At 48.6% G+C, this 17,718-nt stretch carries 12 protein-coding genes; 3 read left to right on the top strand and 9 right to left on the bottom strand.

The window, feature by feature from the left end; translation table 11 throughout:
• Positions 1-44: 44 nt before the first annotated feature.
• Together OIM59_RS01405 and OIM59_RS01400 are read right to left on the bottom strand one after the other, a co-directional pair.
• On the bottom strand, positions 45-719 hold the full coding sequence (locus OIM59_RS01405) for a DNA alkylation repair protein (protein ID WP_299170276.1): 675 nt from the start codon (positions 717-719) through the stop codon (positions 45-47).
• Positions 720-721: 2 nt separating this feature from the next.
• Entirely contained in the window at positions 722-2,689 is a 1,968-nt protein-coding gene (locus OIM59_RS01400) for a dihydrofolate reductase (RefSeq protein ID WP_303894441.1), read from the bottom strand.
• A gap of 192 nt (positions 2,690-2,881) precedes the next feature.
• Between OIM59_RS01400 and recQ the strand changes: the two genes are divergently transcribed.
• Positions 2,882-4,702, top strand: a complete 1,821-nt coding sequence (gene recQ / locus OIM59_RS01395) for a DNA helicase RecQ (RefSeq protein ID WP_299170278.1) — start codon at positions 2,882-2,884, stop codon at positions 4,700-4,702.
• Here recQ and OIM59_RS01390 read toward each other — a convergent pair.
• The 7 genes from OIM59_RS01390 to OIM59_RS01360 all read right to left on the bottom strand — a co-directional run bounded on the left by OIM59_RS01390 (position 4,699) and on the right by OIM59_RS01360 (position 13,206).
• On the bottom strand, positions 4,699-6,348 hold the full coding sequence (locus OIM59_RS01390; protein WP_299170131.1) for a M64 family metallopeptidase: 1,650 nt from the start codon (positions 6,346-6,348) through the stop codon (positions 4,699-4,701). The genes recQ and OIM59_RS01390 overlap by 4 nt on opposite strands.
• A 166-nt stretch (positions 6,349-6,514) precedes the next feature.
• The gene (locus OIM59_RS01385; RefSeq protein ID WP_022353506.1) at positions 6,515-7,750 is read right to left on the bottom strand and encodes a sodium ion-translocating decarboxylase subunit beta; all 1,236 of its coding nucleotides are present in this window, start codon (positions 7,748-7,750) and stop codon (positions 6,515-6,517) included.
• Positions 7,750-9,606, bottom strand: a complete 1,857-nt coding sequence (locus OIM59_RS01380; protein WP_299170132.1) for a biotin/lipoyl-containing protein — start codon at positions 9,604-9,606, stop codon at positions 7,750-7,752. Before OIM59_RS01380 ends, OIM59_RS01385 begins: the two co-directional genes overlap by 1 nt.
• Positions 9,607-9,634: 28 nt before the next feature.
• Complete coding sequence (locus OIM59_RS01375) at positions 9,635-9,892, bottom strand: OadG family protein (protein WP_299170133.1); 258 nt, start codon at positions 9,890-9,892, stop codon at positions 9,635-9,637.
• A 148-nt stretch (positions 9,893-10,040) separates the two neighbouring features.
• Positions 10,041-10,544, bottom strand: coding sequence for a nitroreductase family protein (locus tag OIM59_RS01370; RefSeq protein WP_303894436.1), 504 nt, complete (start codon positions 10,542-10,544; stop codon positions 10,041-10,043).
• Positions 10,545-10,557: 13 nt separating this feature from the next.
• On the bottom strand, positions 10,558-11,226 hold the full coding sequence (locus OIM59_RS01365; protein ID WP_299170135.1) for a DUF2490 domain-containing protein: 669 nt from the start codon (positions 11,224-11,226) through the stop codon (positions 10,558-10,560).
• Positions 11,227-11,526: 300 nt separating this feature from the next.
• On the bottom strand, positions 11,527-13,206 hold the full coding sequence (locus tag OIM59_RS01360) for a putative transporter (protein ID WP_299170136.1): 1,680 nt from the start codon (positions 13,204-13,206) through the stop codon (positions 11,527-11,529).
• 281 nt (positions 13,207-13,487) lie between these two features.
• Between OIM59_RS01360 and mutA the strand changes: the two genes are divergently transcribed.
• Together mutA and scpA are read left to right on the top strand one after the other, a co-directional pair.
• Positions 13,488-15,395 (top strand): methylmalonyl-CoA mutase small subunit, encoded by a 1,908-nt coding sequence (mutA, locus tag OIM59_RS01355; RefSeq protein ID WP_303894433.1) that lies wholly within the window; start codon positions 13,488-13,490, stop codon positions 15,393-15,395.
• Between the two features lie 10 nt (positions 15,396-15,405).
• On the top strand, positions 15,406-17,559 hold the full coding sequence (scpA, locus tag OIM59_RS01350; protein ID WP_072541777.1) for a methylmalonyl-CoA mutase: 2,154 nt from the start codon (positions 15,406-15,408) through the stop codon (positions 17,557-17,559).
• Positions 17,560-17,718: the final 159 nt, after the last annotated feature.

Below are 17,718 nucleotides of genomic sequence, written 5' to 3'. Positions count from 1 at the left end.
CGTTCAGCGGTCAAAGTTATATTTTTTTGAGTAATTTAGAAAGATTACAGGCTATATTCTATCTCATTTTTTAATTCTTCAGCCATTATATGGACCTCAGGTTTTGAAGATTTTATGAGATTTCCCAACATACGGAGTACCTTGCGTGCATTTGCTTTCGACTGCAAAGCAAATTTACAAACCGCTTTTCCCGCCACATTGCGCATATCTGAATCACCTTCCAATACGGTAAAAGTCTGGTCTAAGAATTCCTCTTCTGCCCGCTCGTTCAATGTCCATCCTTTCATCAGCAGACGGGCCATCAACAGATACCCGCAAAGCTGGAAATATTCCCGTTCGTCGGCCATCCATGGGAAAACCACCTCCGAAGCGTATGGCAAACGCTGAAAAAGATTCATTACGGTATATTCAGCCAGTTCCGGATAGTGCATGTCTTCTATCCATATTTCTGCAATTTCCCGATAAAAGGTTTCTACAGGCTGGAGCAAACCGGCCATTATTTTACACTCACGGATATTCTCCTTCCATAACGCCCGGGCCAGTTCATGATTGGGCTCGTATCCTGCCGCAATCTCTTTGATACGGGGATATTCAATACCAAAATTCAATTTATAATCAAACCCTTTCTCCCGCATGCTTTGGGAAACCACTCCATTCATAAACAAACGGAACTTCGACTTGATTTCCCTTATCGTTTCATGTATTTCTGCTTCTGTCATCATCAAATTTTCAAATTAGAATAATCGCGGCCATAACGAAGCATCTGCTCCGTATAACCTTCTGTATAATCTACTTTCACATCTACAATCCGGCCCTCCGCATCGTATTCAGGACGATACACGGGATTGACAAACCCCTTGTAGGGAGCCAGATGCAAGGCACGATAACGGGCCAGCACTTCTTCGTGAAGCGACGCATCCAGTTTCACGCCATATTTTTCCACCAAAGCACGGGCTGCTTCATAATTACCTTCGCTCTTGATACGCTGAATCTTGCTCAACAACATCCCAAAAAGTCCGCGCAACTGAAGATAATCATTGACTTTCACATACGTCTTTCCTTCCTTCTGCACCAGTTCCACGACATTCATCGACTTCCCATATTCAAGCGCCCAACGGGCAATCAACTGACGATTACGCATGTGTGCCTCCTCCAAATCACGACCCGGTTCAATGCGCACCATCTGAGTGAGAAGTCCGTTCATCATATAGGCATAATATTCAGCTTTATAAGCTTCTTCATCAGGAGTCAACCCCAGTTCCACCAGCTTTTTATCAGCCAGATAATACAGGCCGAACAAATCGGCACGAGCTTCTTCAATCGTAGAGCCATAGGCTTTCAAGGCATCCGGGTCAACTCCCGGAATCAATCTGCCGGAACCATGCCCCACACATTCGTGCAAATCCGTATGCAGTTCACTCGTGATATCGGCATATTTCTCCAACAAATCCCGCTCAGTCTGACTGTATACAAATTCTTCCCGGAAACCATTTCCTTTAGCCGCCTTGTTGTAAGCATCCGTCAAGTTTCCGATTGTCACCGACTTGGAACCATGGCGACTGCGAATCCAGTTCGAATTAGGTAAATTGATACCAATGGCTGAACTCGGATATAAATCTCCTCCTAACATGGCAGCCGTAATGACCTTGGCCGAAACGCCCGTCACCACTTCCTTTTTAAAAGCTAAAGCTACTGGAGAATGGTCCTCAAACCACTGTGCATTTTGGCTGATGATTTCCGTACGCCGGGTAGCCTCCTCGTCTTTAAAATTCACAATCGACTCCCAGCTGGCTTTCATTCCCAACGGATCACCGTAACTTTCAATAAAACCATTGACAAAATCCACCTTTGAAGCAGTGTCTTTCAACCAAGCGATGGAGTAGGCATCAAAAGTCTTCAAGTCGCCCGTGCGGTAAAAATCCACCAACAAGCGTATCACCTCACGTTGTGCTTCACTCTCGGCTACGGCCTCAGCTTTCTCCAGCCAAGCAATGATTTTCTCGATGGCTTCCCCATACATTCCTCCTACTTTCCATACTTCTTCCCGAAAGATCCCGTCTTTCTTTACCAGCCGGCTGTTCATGCCATACATCACCGGATGAGGGTCTCCTGGTATTTTCAAAATGGAATAAAATGCTTCCGCCTCTTTCTGTGTCACACCTTCATAATAGTTGGCCGCAGAAGTCATCACCAGGTCTTCTCCATCTGCCTGGTTCACCCGTTTAGGCATGACTTGCGGATTGAAAATTACCGGAAACAGTGTGTCACACATTTCCTGTACAGACTCTCCCTCCTTTAACGGGAGCTGTGTCGCATCCGCTTTTTCTATCCATTTCCGTAGAAAGTCCGGAGAAAAAGAAGGCACAAATTTATCACATGCATAATGGTGATAAATTCCACTGGAGAACCACACCCGTTTCAAATAGACCTCCAGTCCCTGAAATTCGGCATCCTCCTTGTCACCCGTATAAGTCGTATAAACCACTTCCAGCAATTTCCGGATACGCAGATTATACTTCCCGTTCTGGTCGAAAAGGATGTCCCGTCCCTCCAAAGCCGCCTGCGACAGATAATAAACCAATTCTTTCTGTTGTAAAGATAGATTCTCAAAGCCGGTCACACGATAGCGTAACAATTGCAAATCGGCAAATTGTTCTACTATATAATTAAAATTCCCTTGTGCATTCATTCTAGTTCGTTCTTAATAAAGTATTCTTATTACATAACCATACAAAAGTCGTAGAAGTTTTTCGATTTCACAACAATCCCCTCAAAAACTTTATCAAAAAACTTTACGCACAGACAAAAGTCGCCATAAAACGGCAAGGTTTTAAAATTTTCTCTATCTTTGTGAACAAAATTCAAAATCATGAGAGAACAAATGCTGAAAACCCTCAAATCTTATTTCGGGTACACTTCTTTCCGTCCGCTTCAGGAGCAAATTATCACCACCATCTTACAGAAAAAAGACACACTGGTACTCATGCCTACCGGAGGAGGAAAGTCCATGTGCTACCAGCTTCCGGCACTCATGATGGAAGGAACAACCGTGGTGGTCTCCCCACTGATATCTCTCATGAAAGACCAGGTGGAATCCTTACAGGCCAACGGCATCATTGCCCGCGCGCTGAACAGTACCAACGACGAGACCACCAACGCCCAGCTCTATTTTGAATGCATACAAGGAAGGGTGAAACTGCTCTATATCTCTCCCGAGAGACTGCTCTTTGAAAGCAACCATCTGCTGCGCGACATCAAGATTTCCTTGTTTGCCATCGATGAAGCCCACTGTATCTCCCACTGGGGACATGACTTCCGCCCGGAATATACCCAGCTGAAAGTGATACGCCAATGTTTTCCACAAGTACCTGTCGTAGCCCTGACCGCTACCGCCGATAAAATTACCCGGGAAGACATCATACAGCAACTGAACATGCGGAATCCGGAGATTTTCATCTCCTCTTTCGACCGGCCCAACCTGAGCCTGGAAGTAAAACGAGGTTACCCGCAAAAAGAAAAAATAAAAACCATTGCCAATTTCCTGCGACGCCACCGGAAAGAAAGCGGCATCATCTACTGCATGAGCCGTAACGGAACGGAGAAGGTGGCCAGCCTGCTCGAAGAAGAAGGATTTCATGCAGGAGTCTATCACGCCGGGCTATCAAACGAACAACGGGAAATGACGCAGGACGATTTCATCAACGACCGCATCCAGATTATCTGCGCCACCATCGCCTTCGGAATGGGAATTGACAAGTCCAACGTACGATGGGTCATCCATTACAACCTGCCCAAAAGCATCGAAAACTTTTATCAGGAAATCGGACGGGCTGGACGTGACGGCCTGCCCAGTGAGACCCTTCTTTTCTATTCTTTCAGCGACATCGTCATGCTCTCCCGTTTTGCAGCCGAAAGCAACCAGCAGGGAATCAACCTGGAAAAGTTGAACCGCATGCAGCAGTATGCCGAATCCGACATTTGCCGTCGAAGAATCCTGCTGAACTACTTTGGAGAAACCATGGACCACGATTGCGGCAACTGCGACGTGTGCAAGAATCCCCCGAAACGTTTTGACGGTACCATTATCGTGCAAAAAGCCTTGAGCGCCATCGCCCGTACCAACCAGCAAGTCGGTACACGCACCCTGATTGATATCCTCAAAGGATATGCCACATACGAAGTGATGGAAAAAGGATATGACAAACTCAAAACTTACGGAGTGGGAAGAGACGTACCCGGAAAAGACTGGCAAGACTATCTGCTTCAGATGTTGAACCTGGGATATTTTGAAATAGCCTACAACGAAAGCAACCATCTGAAAATTACAGAGGCCGGGAAAAAAGTCCTGTTCGGAAAAGAACGTGCACAGCTGGTTGTCATCCAGAGAGAAGATGCCCGCGGAAAGAAAGGCGCCAAAGGTCACAAGAGCTCCGCTCCGGCACCGTTGTTCGTCTCAACCGTATTCGAAGAAGAAGATGCAGAATTGTTCGAATCCCTCCGGCTGCTTCGGAAAAAGCTGGCCGACCAGCTGGCTATTCCTGCCTACATTGTGCTATCCGACAAAACACTGCACCTGCTGGCACTCAGAAAGCCGGAAACCATCGAAGAGTTTGGCGAAATCAGCGGCATAGGTGAATTCAAGAAAGAAAAATACGGCAAGGAATTCCTCAGCGTCATCAGCAAACATCTATATAAAAATTAATCAAGAAGTTTCTTCCCTGTCCACACCGGACGAGCCAGCCGCTCCACAGCCTGCGCCGAACGGGTAGGTTTACTTTCCGGAAGATGCCACCTGTCGAACGCCACAAAGTCCTCCCATGCCACCTGTTCCATTCCTTTTCCCAGCTTCATCACCTTGTCATAAAGAGCCTTGCGGGAAGGGGCGTTAAACCCACATGCCGTTGAGTTCATCATGCTGTCATCCGACGAACGATAAACTCCTTTAGGATATGTACAACCGCCTTCATATACTCCAAGAGCATCGTCCTGATAACGGGAATCCTTCAGGAAAGAAGCCCAGCATACCGAATCCGCTTCCACCGTAAAATCCACATTCTGCGACCAGCCATTGGCCTGCATGACCTTTATTTTCTGCATCTCAAGCGTAGAAATACTGCCTTTCTCCGGATAAGAATATTCATCCTCCAATTTTCCAAGCCCATGCCCCACCGCCTCATGCACCAATACCCGGCGGAATGATTCGCTTTGCAGATTCTCAACCACCGGACAATAAGCTATGGCAAACTCCACGAACTTACCTTTCCCATCCTGATAGCCGAAATATGTGGTTCCCGCATAAGCCGAAGTGTTGAGCACAACCACTGCCAGACTGTTTTTCTTTTCCGTTTGCTTCAGTGCCTTTCTCACATAAACCTGTACAGAGCTGTCGTCTCCTGTAATCGTCGCGGCTTTTCCTCCTGCCAACCTACAGCTGAATGCCGTTTGATAGCCCATTCCAAAATCATTGTTTTCGGACACGGCCTGAACCATAAACACATCAAAATAAGCCCTAAGCGACCTTATCGGTTCTTCAGAAAACAAATTCTCCATTGCCGTTTCCATTACCCTCCGGTAAATGCCGTCCGCTATTTCCTGGTCCACAAATCCATCTCCCATCAAGACAACCGGTATGCCTTTACCTTCTGTGTGTTTCTGCAAAACATCCACTTTCCCGTCTGCTGAAAAATCTACCGACTCCAGCACCTGACCGCCCAGTTGAGAAATCTTGACAGTAGCCAGCTTCTTCTGAGTCCCACTGGCTTCTTTCATAAACAGCAAATAAGCCGAACGAGACATCCCTCCTTTATTGGGAGCCACATTCAATACAACCTCATGTTTTCCCGCCGGAACTGCCCGGGTCGATATTTCTTTCCGCAGCCAGTTCTCGGGCTCAGAAGGAGTATATATCCGCAAATCTTTCATCTCTACATTCGATTCGAAGCGGATGACAAGACTTTCTCCATCCACCTTCGCCAGATACTCCCCTTGTTCGGGCAACACATAATCGCCCACTTCCTGAAATACGGACACTTCATAAACCGCATCTCCGGATGTCAGCCTCACTTTAGCCTCCCGCGGTCGGTTGGAGTTATTCTCCGAAACCACCCTGACCGTCACTTTTCTTTCTCCTGCTCTTCCGGAAAGAGGAGAAAGAGTCAGCCATGTGGCATCCGTAGTTGCATTCCATGTGCCGGAACAAATGAAAGATATTGAAGCCTCATCTCCTTCCACCGACGGCAACGTGACACTTTCCGTAACATTTTCAAACGGAATCACCGCTGCTTCCTTCTGGCAAGCAACGAACAACAGGGAAAAAATCAGATACAGGTTAAAAAGGTTAGCTTTCATACGTTGAATTAAGTCATTCTTGTGTTTTCTGCAAAAATGGGAAATAGTTTGCTTATCAGAAAAGAATCGACAAAGAAAGTGAGGCAAAATGACAAAAAAAGATTCCAAAGAGCGTTTTTTCTGTCACACTCTTTGGAATCTCGCCTATAATCAGAATCCTGTCCTATTATCCGAGGAAAGAAATCAGCACACCTGCAGCTACAGCTGAACCGATTACACCGGAAATATTACTTGCCATGCAGTATTGCAGCACATGGTTCTTCGGATCGTATTTCAAGGCAATTTCATTGGCTACACGGCTGGCCATCGGCACGGCACTCAATCCGGTAGCTCCAATCAGCGGATTGATTTTCTTCTTGGTGAAGAGGTTGACTACCTTCACAAACAAGATACCACCTGAGATTGACAAGGCAAATGCCAGGAAACCACCAATCACGATACCGATGGTTGTCCAGTTCAGAAAAGCGTCGGTCGTCATGGTTGCTCCTACGGAGATACCCAGGAAGATGGTAGCCGCATTCATGATGCTGTTGGAAGCGGCATCAAACAAACGGGAAGTGTTGCTGCCGATTTCCTTCACCAGGTTACCGAACATCAGCATACCAATCAAGGGCACTGCACTCGGTACGAACAAGGCCACAATCGTGGTACATGCAATCGGGAAAATGATTTTCAGCACCCGCAGGTTCTTGATTTCCGTCTTCGAAGGATATTTCTTCTCCTGTTCCTTCATGTTGATGGACAGCTCCTTCTTCGTACACCAGATACGTACCACCAGCGGTACGATAACCGGTACCAAGGCCATATAAGAATAAGCCGCAATGGCAATCGGACCCAGCAAGTGCGGAGCCAGCTTAATGGTAGTAAAGATGGCTGTCGGACCGTCGGCACCTCCGATGATACCCAGAGAGGCAGCTTCCTTCGGAGTGAAGCCCATCAGGATAGAAACCAGCAGTACGGCAAAAATACCCAGCTGGGCAGCCGCGCCGAAAATAGAAAGACGAAGATTACGCAACATCGGACCAAAGTCGGTCAGCGCACCCACACCCATGAAAATAATCGGAGGCAGGAATCCCGTCTTAATCAACATATAATAAATGAAGTTCATCAGTCCCAGGTCGTGCGCAATCTCATGCAGCGGCATTTCCCAGATGTTCTTCATCACACCGTTCACCATGACCATTCCGTTCTCGTCGGCCTGCACCACTCCCATGTCGCCTCCCGGGAAGTTGGCCAGCAACACACCGAAAGCGATGGGCACCAGCAACAGCGGTTCATACTGTTTCTTGATACCCAGATAGAGCAGGACGAAAGCGATGGCATACATGATGAGAAACCGCGGGTCAGCAGCAATGTTGCTGAAAGCGGTCATATCATATAATCTTTCTAATATCTCTTCCATCACAAAATCTTCATTAATACGTCATCTTCTGATACGGAATCACCGGAATTTACACAAATGGCGGTCACCGTTCCACTGAATTCTGCACGGATGGCATTGTAAGTCTTCATTGCCTCCACGTAGCAAATCACGTCACCTTTATTTACCTTGTCACCCACTTTCACCGGAGTTTCCTGCGCACCTTTTGTCAGGAAGAACTTACCTTCCAGCGGAGAGAGGATTTCCTTTCCTTCGCCAGCCGGTACCTGCGCAGCCGGAGCGGCTTCTGCACCTGCCTGACCTGCCAGTTTGGCCGGATTGACATCACCAAAGGCTACCGTTACCCGATAAGCCTGACCGTTGACGTCTACCGTCAATACCTTGGTCTGGTCGTTGGCCATGTGGACTTCTTCCTTGGCTTCACGACGTTTCTTCACGTCTTCCAGGAAGTCGGCCTTGGCCTTTCCGCTCTTGTAGGCTTCATACTGAGCCGGATGCATGGCATATTCGAAGAGTTCCTCGTCGTCCTGTCCGGTTTCCCATTTCTTTTCCCACATCATCTGGCGATATTTCTCCAGCTGGTCAGGATAGTTGTCCTGTGGGTTACCCGTGAAGAACTTGCGGCCTTCGCGTTCTGCCTTTTCCACGATTTCAGGAGCCAGTTTGCCCGGAAGCTGTCCGGCCTTGCCCAGAATCATGTCCCAAATATCATCGGCAATCATGCCCCAGCGTTCCTTGCCTTTTTCCATCTGAATGACGTTCATCATGGCCAGGTTCTTCACATACTGGCTGAACGGAGTGACCAGACACGGATAACCTACACGCGGCCATACGTAAGCCACTTCGTCGAACAACTTAATCAGCAGTTCATCCTGTGTCATGAACGGCAGGTTCCGTTTTGCCTTATATTTGTTGATAGATTCCAGGTTGGTATCCAGGTCGGCCATCAAACTTCCCATCATACCGCCCGGCAGTCCCGGTCCGATGAGCAGAGAGTTCATCAAGCGGTTTCTCGGACTGATGTACAAGCCCAGGAAGTCGTCCATGAATTCCTGAATCAGTGAGCGCACCTTCATGTAAGCCTGCATGTTGATTTCCGGCACCTTGAAGCCCGCATCCTTCAGCATGGCCTGCACACTGATGACATCCGCATGTCCGGTTCCCCAAGACAACGGATCCATACCTACATCCACGTAATCGCAACCGGCCTTGCAGACTTCCAGGATAGAAGCCATGTTGAAACCGGGTCCCGCATGTGAGTGATACTGAATCGTGATATCCTTGATTTTCTTGATGCCGGCCACCAATTTACCCAGGAACACCGGACGGCCGATACCAGCCATATCCTTGATACAGATTTCATCGCAGCCTGCATCAATCAGCTTCTTGGCCATATCCAGGTAATATTCTACGGTATGAATCGGAGAATAAGTGATGCAAAGACAGCACTGTGAAATCATGCCGGCATCGTGTGCATAGCCGATAGAAGGGATAATGTTGCGCACATCGTTCAATCCGCAGAACGTACGGGTAATATCCGTACCCTGTGCTTTCTTGACTTTATAGAACAATTTTCGTACATCGGCAGGCACCGGACTCATTCGCAAACCGTTCAGCGCACGGTCGAGCATGTGCGTCTGAATACCGGCCTCGTGAAAAGGCTTTGTCCACTCGCGGACAGCCTTGTTCGGATTCTCCCCGAACAACAGGTTAACTTGTTCAAAACCTCCCCCGTTTGTCTCTACACGGGCGAAACACCCCATTTCAATAATGGCTGGGGCCACCTTTACCAACTGGTCTACACGCGGTACGTATTTTCCGGCACTCTGCCACATATCGCGGAAAACCAAACTAAATTTGACTTCTTTCTGTTCCATGATTCTACATGCGTGTTTTTCTAACGGACTACTGCAACTTTTCTACTTTTATTACCTGGCCTTTTCCGGCTGTCAAAATGTCGACGGCTGCCTTGATAGCATCCATTGCACCTGCATCAGTAGATGCTCCCGATGAAGTGTTTTTCTTTTTCGGAGTTTCCTCTGGAGCTACTTTATTGACAACGGAAATCAGAAGTTGGCTTAACCAGATAACGATGAGCAGAATTACGAAGACAGTGACCATTCCAACCACCATCAGCAATAATCCCAGTTCAAAGTTTTCCATTTTTCAACTAATTTGAATGTATATAAAAAGGCGCTCTTCAGAAAACCAAGTTCCGAAGAGCGTCCCAAAAGTAGAAATTTCAAGCAAATATCGTAGCTAAAACTCGTTAAATATTTGATATTTTGTTTACAAACCTACCATATTACTATCAAAATAAAATCTCATCCAAGGATTTGCGCTTCTTAGCTGACATTTCCTGTTCGGCAGAATAGCCCACCGGAATCAGTACCGCAGGCTCTATATGGGCAGGCAACTGAAGCACTTCCCGGCAAAGAGGTACGTCAAAATTGCATACCCAGCAGGTGCCCAGTCCCTGCTCTGTGGCTGCCAGGCAAAGGTGCTCCACAGCAATAGCCACGTCAATGTCGGCATGGTCTTTCCCGTCCGACTTGCGATGCCATGATTCCTCGTGATTGACACACGCCACAATGAGGCAAGGCACATTGGATATCCATTCCCTCGGATAAGCCTTTTTCAGCTGCGACAACCGAGGCTCATCGGTCACCACCGCAAACTTCCACGGCTGAAAATTCACGGCCGAAGGAGCCATCCGCACACATTCCATCACATAATCCAGTTTTTCTTTCTCTACCGCACGGGGTTCATAACTCCGCACGGAATGACGTTGTTTTACCAGTTCCAAAAAATTCATGTCTATAATTCTTTTATAATTTTATTTCCAGATTGATTCCCATCACATTCAGACATCGCTTCACATCGTACTGCCGGCAGTAATACACATCCAAGGCCGTTTTCCGTGACAGCCCCCAACGCACTCCCGGGCGATAACGGACACGCGGCAGCGAAAAGAAAGCTCCTCCCCCCACCGGCTGAAACGACTCTACCGAGAAATAAGGATGCAGAAGCCAGCCTGTCGGTTCATATACAGCCTGCAACCGCGAACGAAGCTGTGCCTCCTTTCCTCCTCCGATAAACGTATGCTGGAAAAGTTCCCTCCAGCCAAGCTTGAAGTCTCCCACAGGGCCGGACACCACAAAACCTGCCTGATAGCGATGGCCGGTTTTCCATCCCGCCTTTCCGCGGTCACGATACTGCAACTCGTAATAGCCTTTAAGCTGCATCAACGGAAGCACCCGACAGTTCACCCCCACATTCAGCCGCTCCCGTTCCATCTCTTTCAATCCCTTCTGGGTTCTTGCCTGAAAGGTACCTCTGAACTTCCAATACCTGTTCATCTGCCAGTCTACCCGTACGCCCGTCCATGCGGCGAACTCTCCATGTGACACCGCGTACGTACGTACCGGCAGCAGCCATCCGACACACGCCCAAACGATTCCAAAAACCAGGAATCCGTACAGTTTCTGTTTCCTCATCCTATCCGCAGAAAGATTTAATCCCATATTCTCTGCAAGATATCAAGAAAATCTTGAATAACATAAAAATATTTCCACAAGATTTCCCAAATTCTTTCCCTTCTTTTAGGTTTCCCAATCCAGAAACGTATGTTTCCCTTATGCGAAACATACGGCTCCGCCTCGGGAAACGTACGTTTTCCGATAGGGAAACATAGAAAATGAAACGTGGAATGACTCTTTATGTACTGGAGTTTACAAAAAAAGCGCCCTGAACCTTTTCAGATTCAGGACGCTCCTCTTATTTCACCTGCACGAAACTTATCCCGCCATCAGCAAGACAAGCAACTGTGCGGTCAGAATACGCAAGAACATAGTCAACGGATATACCGTAGAATAGCCTACAGCCGGTGCATCGTTACCTGCTATCTGGTTGGCGTATGCCAAGGCAGGAGGGTCGGTGTTGCTACCGGCAATCAGACCCATTAGCGTGAAGTAATTCACCCGATGATGCCAGCGGGCTATAATACCTGTAATAATCAATGGAATGAACGTTATCAGGAAACCAACTCCTACGTAAAGCACGCCATCGCCTTCCACTACCATCTGCACGAAGTTCTCACCGGCCTTTATTCCCACACTGGCCAGGAAGAGCACCAATCCCACCTCACGCAACATCAGGTTGGCACTCATCGTCGTATAGGTGACCAGTTTCACCTTGTGCCCAAAACGGCCAATCAGGATGGAAATAATCAGCGGGCCACCGGCCAGACCGAGTTTTACCGGAGTCGGCATGCCCGGAATGGCAATCGGCAGACTACCGAACAGAATACCACAGAGGATACCCACAAAGATGGTCACAATGTTCGGATGGTCCAGACGGCGCAACTGGTTACCCAGCAAGTTAGCCACCCGCTCGATGGCATCCTGCGGGCCGACCACCATCACACGGTCGCCCACCTGCAGACGCAGCTGACGGGCCGCAAACAAGTCCATACCCGAACGGTTGACACGTGTCACATTCACTCCATACATACTGCTGAAGTGAAGTTCTCCCAAGGTTTTTCCGTTGATGTTCGGCTGTGTCACCAAAATACGACGGGAAACCATCGGTTTGTCCTGCTGGTTCGTCACATCCCAGTCCTGTTCAATCTTCGGACCGATGAAAGCCATAATAGCCTCGGAATCATCTTCAGCACACACCACGAACATACGGTCGCCCAAACGAAGCACCGTATTGGCATTCGGCGTAATCATGTGTCCGTCCTGAATAATGCGCGTACATACAAAATCGCGTGCCAGGAAGTTCTGTACCTGCGACAACGTCTTGCCGCTCAAAGCCTCGTTCTGCACCTTCAAGGAGATGGTGTAAGGCTTCATGTGAGGATTTGCCTCCTCCTCTTTCTGAATTTCATCGCTGTCCTGCTTCACATCTACCCGGCAGATATAACGGATGATAATCATGGAAAGAATGATACCCATCACTCCCAGCGGATAAGCACAGGCATATCCCATGGCAATTTCAGGACCCTGATAATGCAGCTGCTGCAACGCCTCGTTAGCCGCACCAAGTCCCGGAGTGTTGGTCACCGCCCCACAAAGGATACCTACCATCATCGGAATATCTATCCTGCCCTGCAAGGCAAAATACAGAATCAGTGCTACTGCAATATTCAGGAACACAATTCCCACCGCCAGCAGGTTGAGCGTGATACCCCCTCGCTTGAACGAAGAAAAAAAGGAAGGACCGACCTGAAGTCCGATACAGAAGACAAAGAGAATCAGTCCGAAGTCTTGTACGAAAGAAAGAATAGCCGGATTTCCGGTAAAGCCGAAGTGTCCTGCCAAGATTCCGACAAACAAGACGAATGTAACTCCCAGCGAAATGCCGAAGAATTTAATTTTTCCCAACAATACCCCCGCCGCAATCACAAAAGCATAAAGTGCTACGATATGCGCTATTGAGTTGGGATTCGTCAATAAATCTTGTAGCCAATTCATAGATATTAAATTATTTTATTCGGGAGGCAAATGTAACCAATTAAAAAGAATAGGACAAACTTTTCTTTCTTTTTTCACCACAAGCCCTCCCGATGGGTTTACAGCATACACTTTACCTCACTGAATATATAATACCAGTTTCATGTTTTTAGCTTTCTATGGCTGTAAAAAAAGGACAAATGTAGAATAAAAAACCGGAAAATTTGTATATTTGCCCATGCAGGTAACCAACCTACACAAATAATTTTAAATCTGAATATCAACAAAAACACTAATTCACTATGGCAGATAGTAAAGAAAAACTCTTTTCAGATTTTCCGCCTGTGTCTACCCAAGAATGGATGGACAAAATTATGGTCGATTTGAAAGGAGCCGATTTTGAGAAAAAGTTGGTGTGGAAAACCAACGAGGGTTTCAAAGTGAAACCGTTCTACCGTCAAGAAGATTTGGAAGGCCTGAAAACCACGGAAGGACTTCCCGGACAGTACCCTTATATAAGAGGTATAAAGAAAGACGACAACACTTGGTTCATCCGTCAGGATATTACGGTGGAAGATGCAGCCGAAGCCAACGCGAAAGCCCTTGACATCTTAAACAAAGGAGTCGATTCACTCGGATTCCAAATCAAAGCCAAAGAACTCAATGCCGAATACCTCGACACCCTGCTGAAAGATATCTGCTGCGAATGCATCGAACTGAACTTCTCTACCTGCCAACGCCATACCCTGCAACTGGCGCAGCTGCTGGTAGCTTACTTCCAGAAAAAAGGCTACGCGCCTGAAAAACTGAAAGGTTCGCTGAACTTCGACCCCATCAGCAAAATGATGCAGAAAGGAAAAGATGTGAGCGCCGTCATCGCCACCGGCAAAGAACTGGTGGAAACACTGGCCGGATATCCGCATTTCCGTTGCATCGCCGTCAACTCGGTACAGCTGAACAATGCCGGAGCCTACATTTACCAGGAACTGGGATATGCACTGGCTTGGGGAAATGAATACCTCAACCAGCTGGTGGAAGCCGGCGTGCCCGCCGCACTGGCTGCCAAGAAAATCAAATTCAATTTCGGTATCAGTTCCAACTATTTCATGGAAATTGCCAAATTCCGTGCGGCACGTATGCTGTGGGCCGACATCGTAAAACAATATCAGCCGAAATGTCCGCGCACGGACTGCAAAAATACAGGGGCCGACGGTACTTGCTACTGTGCCTGCAAGATGGTGGCACACGCTGAAACTTCCAACTTCAACCTCACTCTGTTTGATGCACATGTCAACCTGCTCCGCACACAGACGGAAGCCATGAGTGCGGCCATCGCCGGTGTGAATTCCATCACCGTTTCGCCGTTTGACAAGACTTACGAAACGCCGAACGATTTCTCTGAACGTATCGCCCGCAACCAGCAACTGCTGTTGAAAGAAGAATCTCATCTGAACCGCATCGTCGACCCGGCTGCCGGTTCTTATTATATTGAAAACCTGACTGTCTCCATCGCGAAAGAGGCTTGGAAACTTTTCCTGGCTGTGGAAGAAGCGGGAGGCATGCTGCAAGCGGTCAAAGCGGGCAGCGTACAGGAGGCCGTGAACCAGAGCAACAAAGCTCGTCATGAAGCAGTCTCCAAACGGAAAGAAATTCTGCTAGGAACCAACCAGTATCCTAACTTCAACGAACTGGCCGGCGACAAACGCCCGCTGGACGGATGTACGAAATGCGGATGTGGCGGTCATGAAGAAGAGGAAACGGCTTTGGTTAAATTGCAGACGGCACGTGCGGCCAGCGAATTTGAGGCTCTCCGCCTGGAGACTGAGAACTCCGGCAAACGTCCGAAGGCATTCATGCTGACCATCGGCAACCTGGCCATGCGTCAGGCCCGTGCCCAGTTCTCCTGCAACTTCCTGGCTTGTGCGGGATATCAGGTCATCGACAACCTGGGATTTGCCAGCATTGAAGAAGGTATCGAAGCGGCCATGAAGGCGCAAGCCGACATCGTGGTGCTCTGCTCCAGTGACGATGAATATGCCGAATATGCCATTCCGGCCTTCAAGGCCCTCAACGGACGTGCCATGTTTATCGTGGCAGGTGCCCCGGCCTGCATGGAAGAACTGAAAGCTGCCGGCATTGAGAACTTCATCCATGTACGCTGCAACGTGCTGGAAACTTTACGCGAATACAACCGCAAACTCTTATCTTGAATTGCACACTATGAGACAGAATTTTACACAAATCGATATATTTGCCGGTTTCCATCCGCAGAACGGCATGGAATGGCAGAAAGAGAATGGCATCACCGCCAACTGGAAAACACCTGAACAGATTCAGGTGAAGCCTGTATACACCAAGGAAGACCTGGAGGGCATGGAACACCTGAACTATGCGGCGGGTATTCCTCCTTATCTTCGTGGCCCGTACTCCATGATGTACACCTTCCGTCCGTGGACCATCCGTCAGTATGCCGGATTCTCTACCGCAGAAGAATCCAACGCCTTTTATCGTCGTAACCTGGCTTCCGGACAGAAAGGTCTGTCTGTGGCCTTCGACCTTCCGACTCACCGTGGTTATGACCCGGATCATCCGCGTGTAGTGGGCGATGTGGGTAAGGCGGGTGTATCTATCTGCTCGCTGGAAAACATGAAGGTGCTTTTCGATGGTATTCCGTTGAACAAGATGTCTGTATCCATGACCATGAACGGGGCGGTACTTCCCATCATGGCGTTCTACATCAATGCGGGACTGGAACAGGGGGCCAAACTGGAAGAAATGGCCGGAACCATCCAGAACGATATTCTGAAGGAATTCATGGTGCGCAACACCTATATTTATCCGCCTGCCTTCTCCATGAAGATTATTTCCGACATCTTTGAATACACTTCCCAGAAGATGCCGAAATTCAACTCCATCTCTATCTCAGGATACCACATGCAGGAAGCAGGTGCCACTGCCGACATCGAACTGGCTTATACCCTGGCCGACGGATTGGAATACCTGCGTGCGGGAGTGGCTGCCGGCATTGACATCGATGCCTTCGCTCCCCGTCTGTCGTTCTTCTGGGCCATCGGCATGAACCACTTCATGGAAATTGCCAAGATGCGTGCCGCCCGTATGCTGTGGGCGAAGATTGTAAAACAGTTCCATCCGAAGAACCCGAAATCACTGGCTCTGCGTACACACTCACAGACTTCCGGATGGTCACTGACCGAACAGGATCCGTTCAACAACGTGGGACGTACTTGTATCGAGGCCATGGCTGCCGCACTGGGACACACGCAGTCACTGCATACCAACGCACTGGATGAAGCCATCGCCTTGCCGACGGACTTCTCGGCCCGTATCGCCCGAAACACGCAGATTTACATTCAGGAAGAAACACAGATTTGCAAGAACGTAGACCCGTGGGGAGGTTCTTACTACGTGGAGGCCCTGACCAACGAACTGGCTCACAAGGCATGGGAGCATATTCAGGAAATCGAGAAACTGGGTGGTATGGCCAAAGCCATCGAAACAGGTATTCCGAAGATGCGTATCGAAGAAGCGGCTGCCCGCACACAGGCCCGTATCGACTCCGGAGAGCAAACCATCGTGGGAACCAACAAGTACCGTCTGGAAAAGGAAGACCCGATTGATATTCTAGAGGTGGACAACACAGCCGTACGTCAGGAGCAGATTGAGAACCTGCGCCGTCTGAAAGAAGGCCGTAACCAGGCCGAGGTGGACAAGGCACTGGAGGCCCTCACCGAATGTGTACGCACCGGAAAGGGCAACCTGCTGGAACTGGCCGTAGAAGCCGCCCGCGTACGTGCCACACTGGGAGAAATATCCGATGCCTGCGAAAAAGTAGTAGGACGTTATAAAGCAATTATCAGAACAATATCAGGCGTGTATTCATCAGAAAGTAAAAAGGATGCAGATTTCGCACGGGCTTGCGAACTGACCGAAGAATTTGCGAAGAAAGAAGGCCGCCGTCCGCGTGTCATGATTGCCAAGATGGGACAGGACGGACACGACCGTGGTGCAAAAGTTGTGGCTACCGGATTTGCCGACTGCGGTTTCGATGTGGATATGGGACCGTTGTTCCAGACTCCGGAAGAAGCAGCCCGCGAAGCCGTGGAAAACGACGTGCATGCAGTGGGCGTTTCGTCACTGGCTGCCGGACACAAAACCTTGATTCCGCAAATCATTGCCGAATTGAAGCGTCTGGGACGTGAAGATATCCTGGTCTTTGCCGGAGGTGTCATCCCGGCACAGGATTATGACTTCCTGTATAAAGCCGGCGTAATGGCCATCTTTGGCCCGGGTACTTCCGTAGCCAAATCGGCTTGTCAGGTAATGGAACTGCTGCTGGAAGCGGAAGAGGAATAAAAGAAGGATTTCTATAAAAAAGCAGAGGCGTCTCAGATTTTGAGATGCCTCTGCTTTTTTATACGTCCTCCATCATTTTTTCAGCTTGATGTAAAAGAAACTCTTTACCAGCCTTTTAGGCAATATCAGTACTTCCCAGGCTGTACTAGAGTACTTTAC

It is taken from the genome of Bacteroides mediterraneensis (assembly GCF_025993685.1).
Lineage (GTDB): Bacteria > Bacteroidota > Bacteroidia > Bacteroidales > Bacteroidaceae > Phocaeicola > Phocaeicola mediterraneensis_A.
The sequence above is the reverse complement of the archived record's forward strand: the minus strand, read 5'-3'. Positions and strand labels throughout refer to the sequence as shown.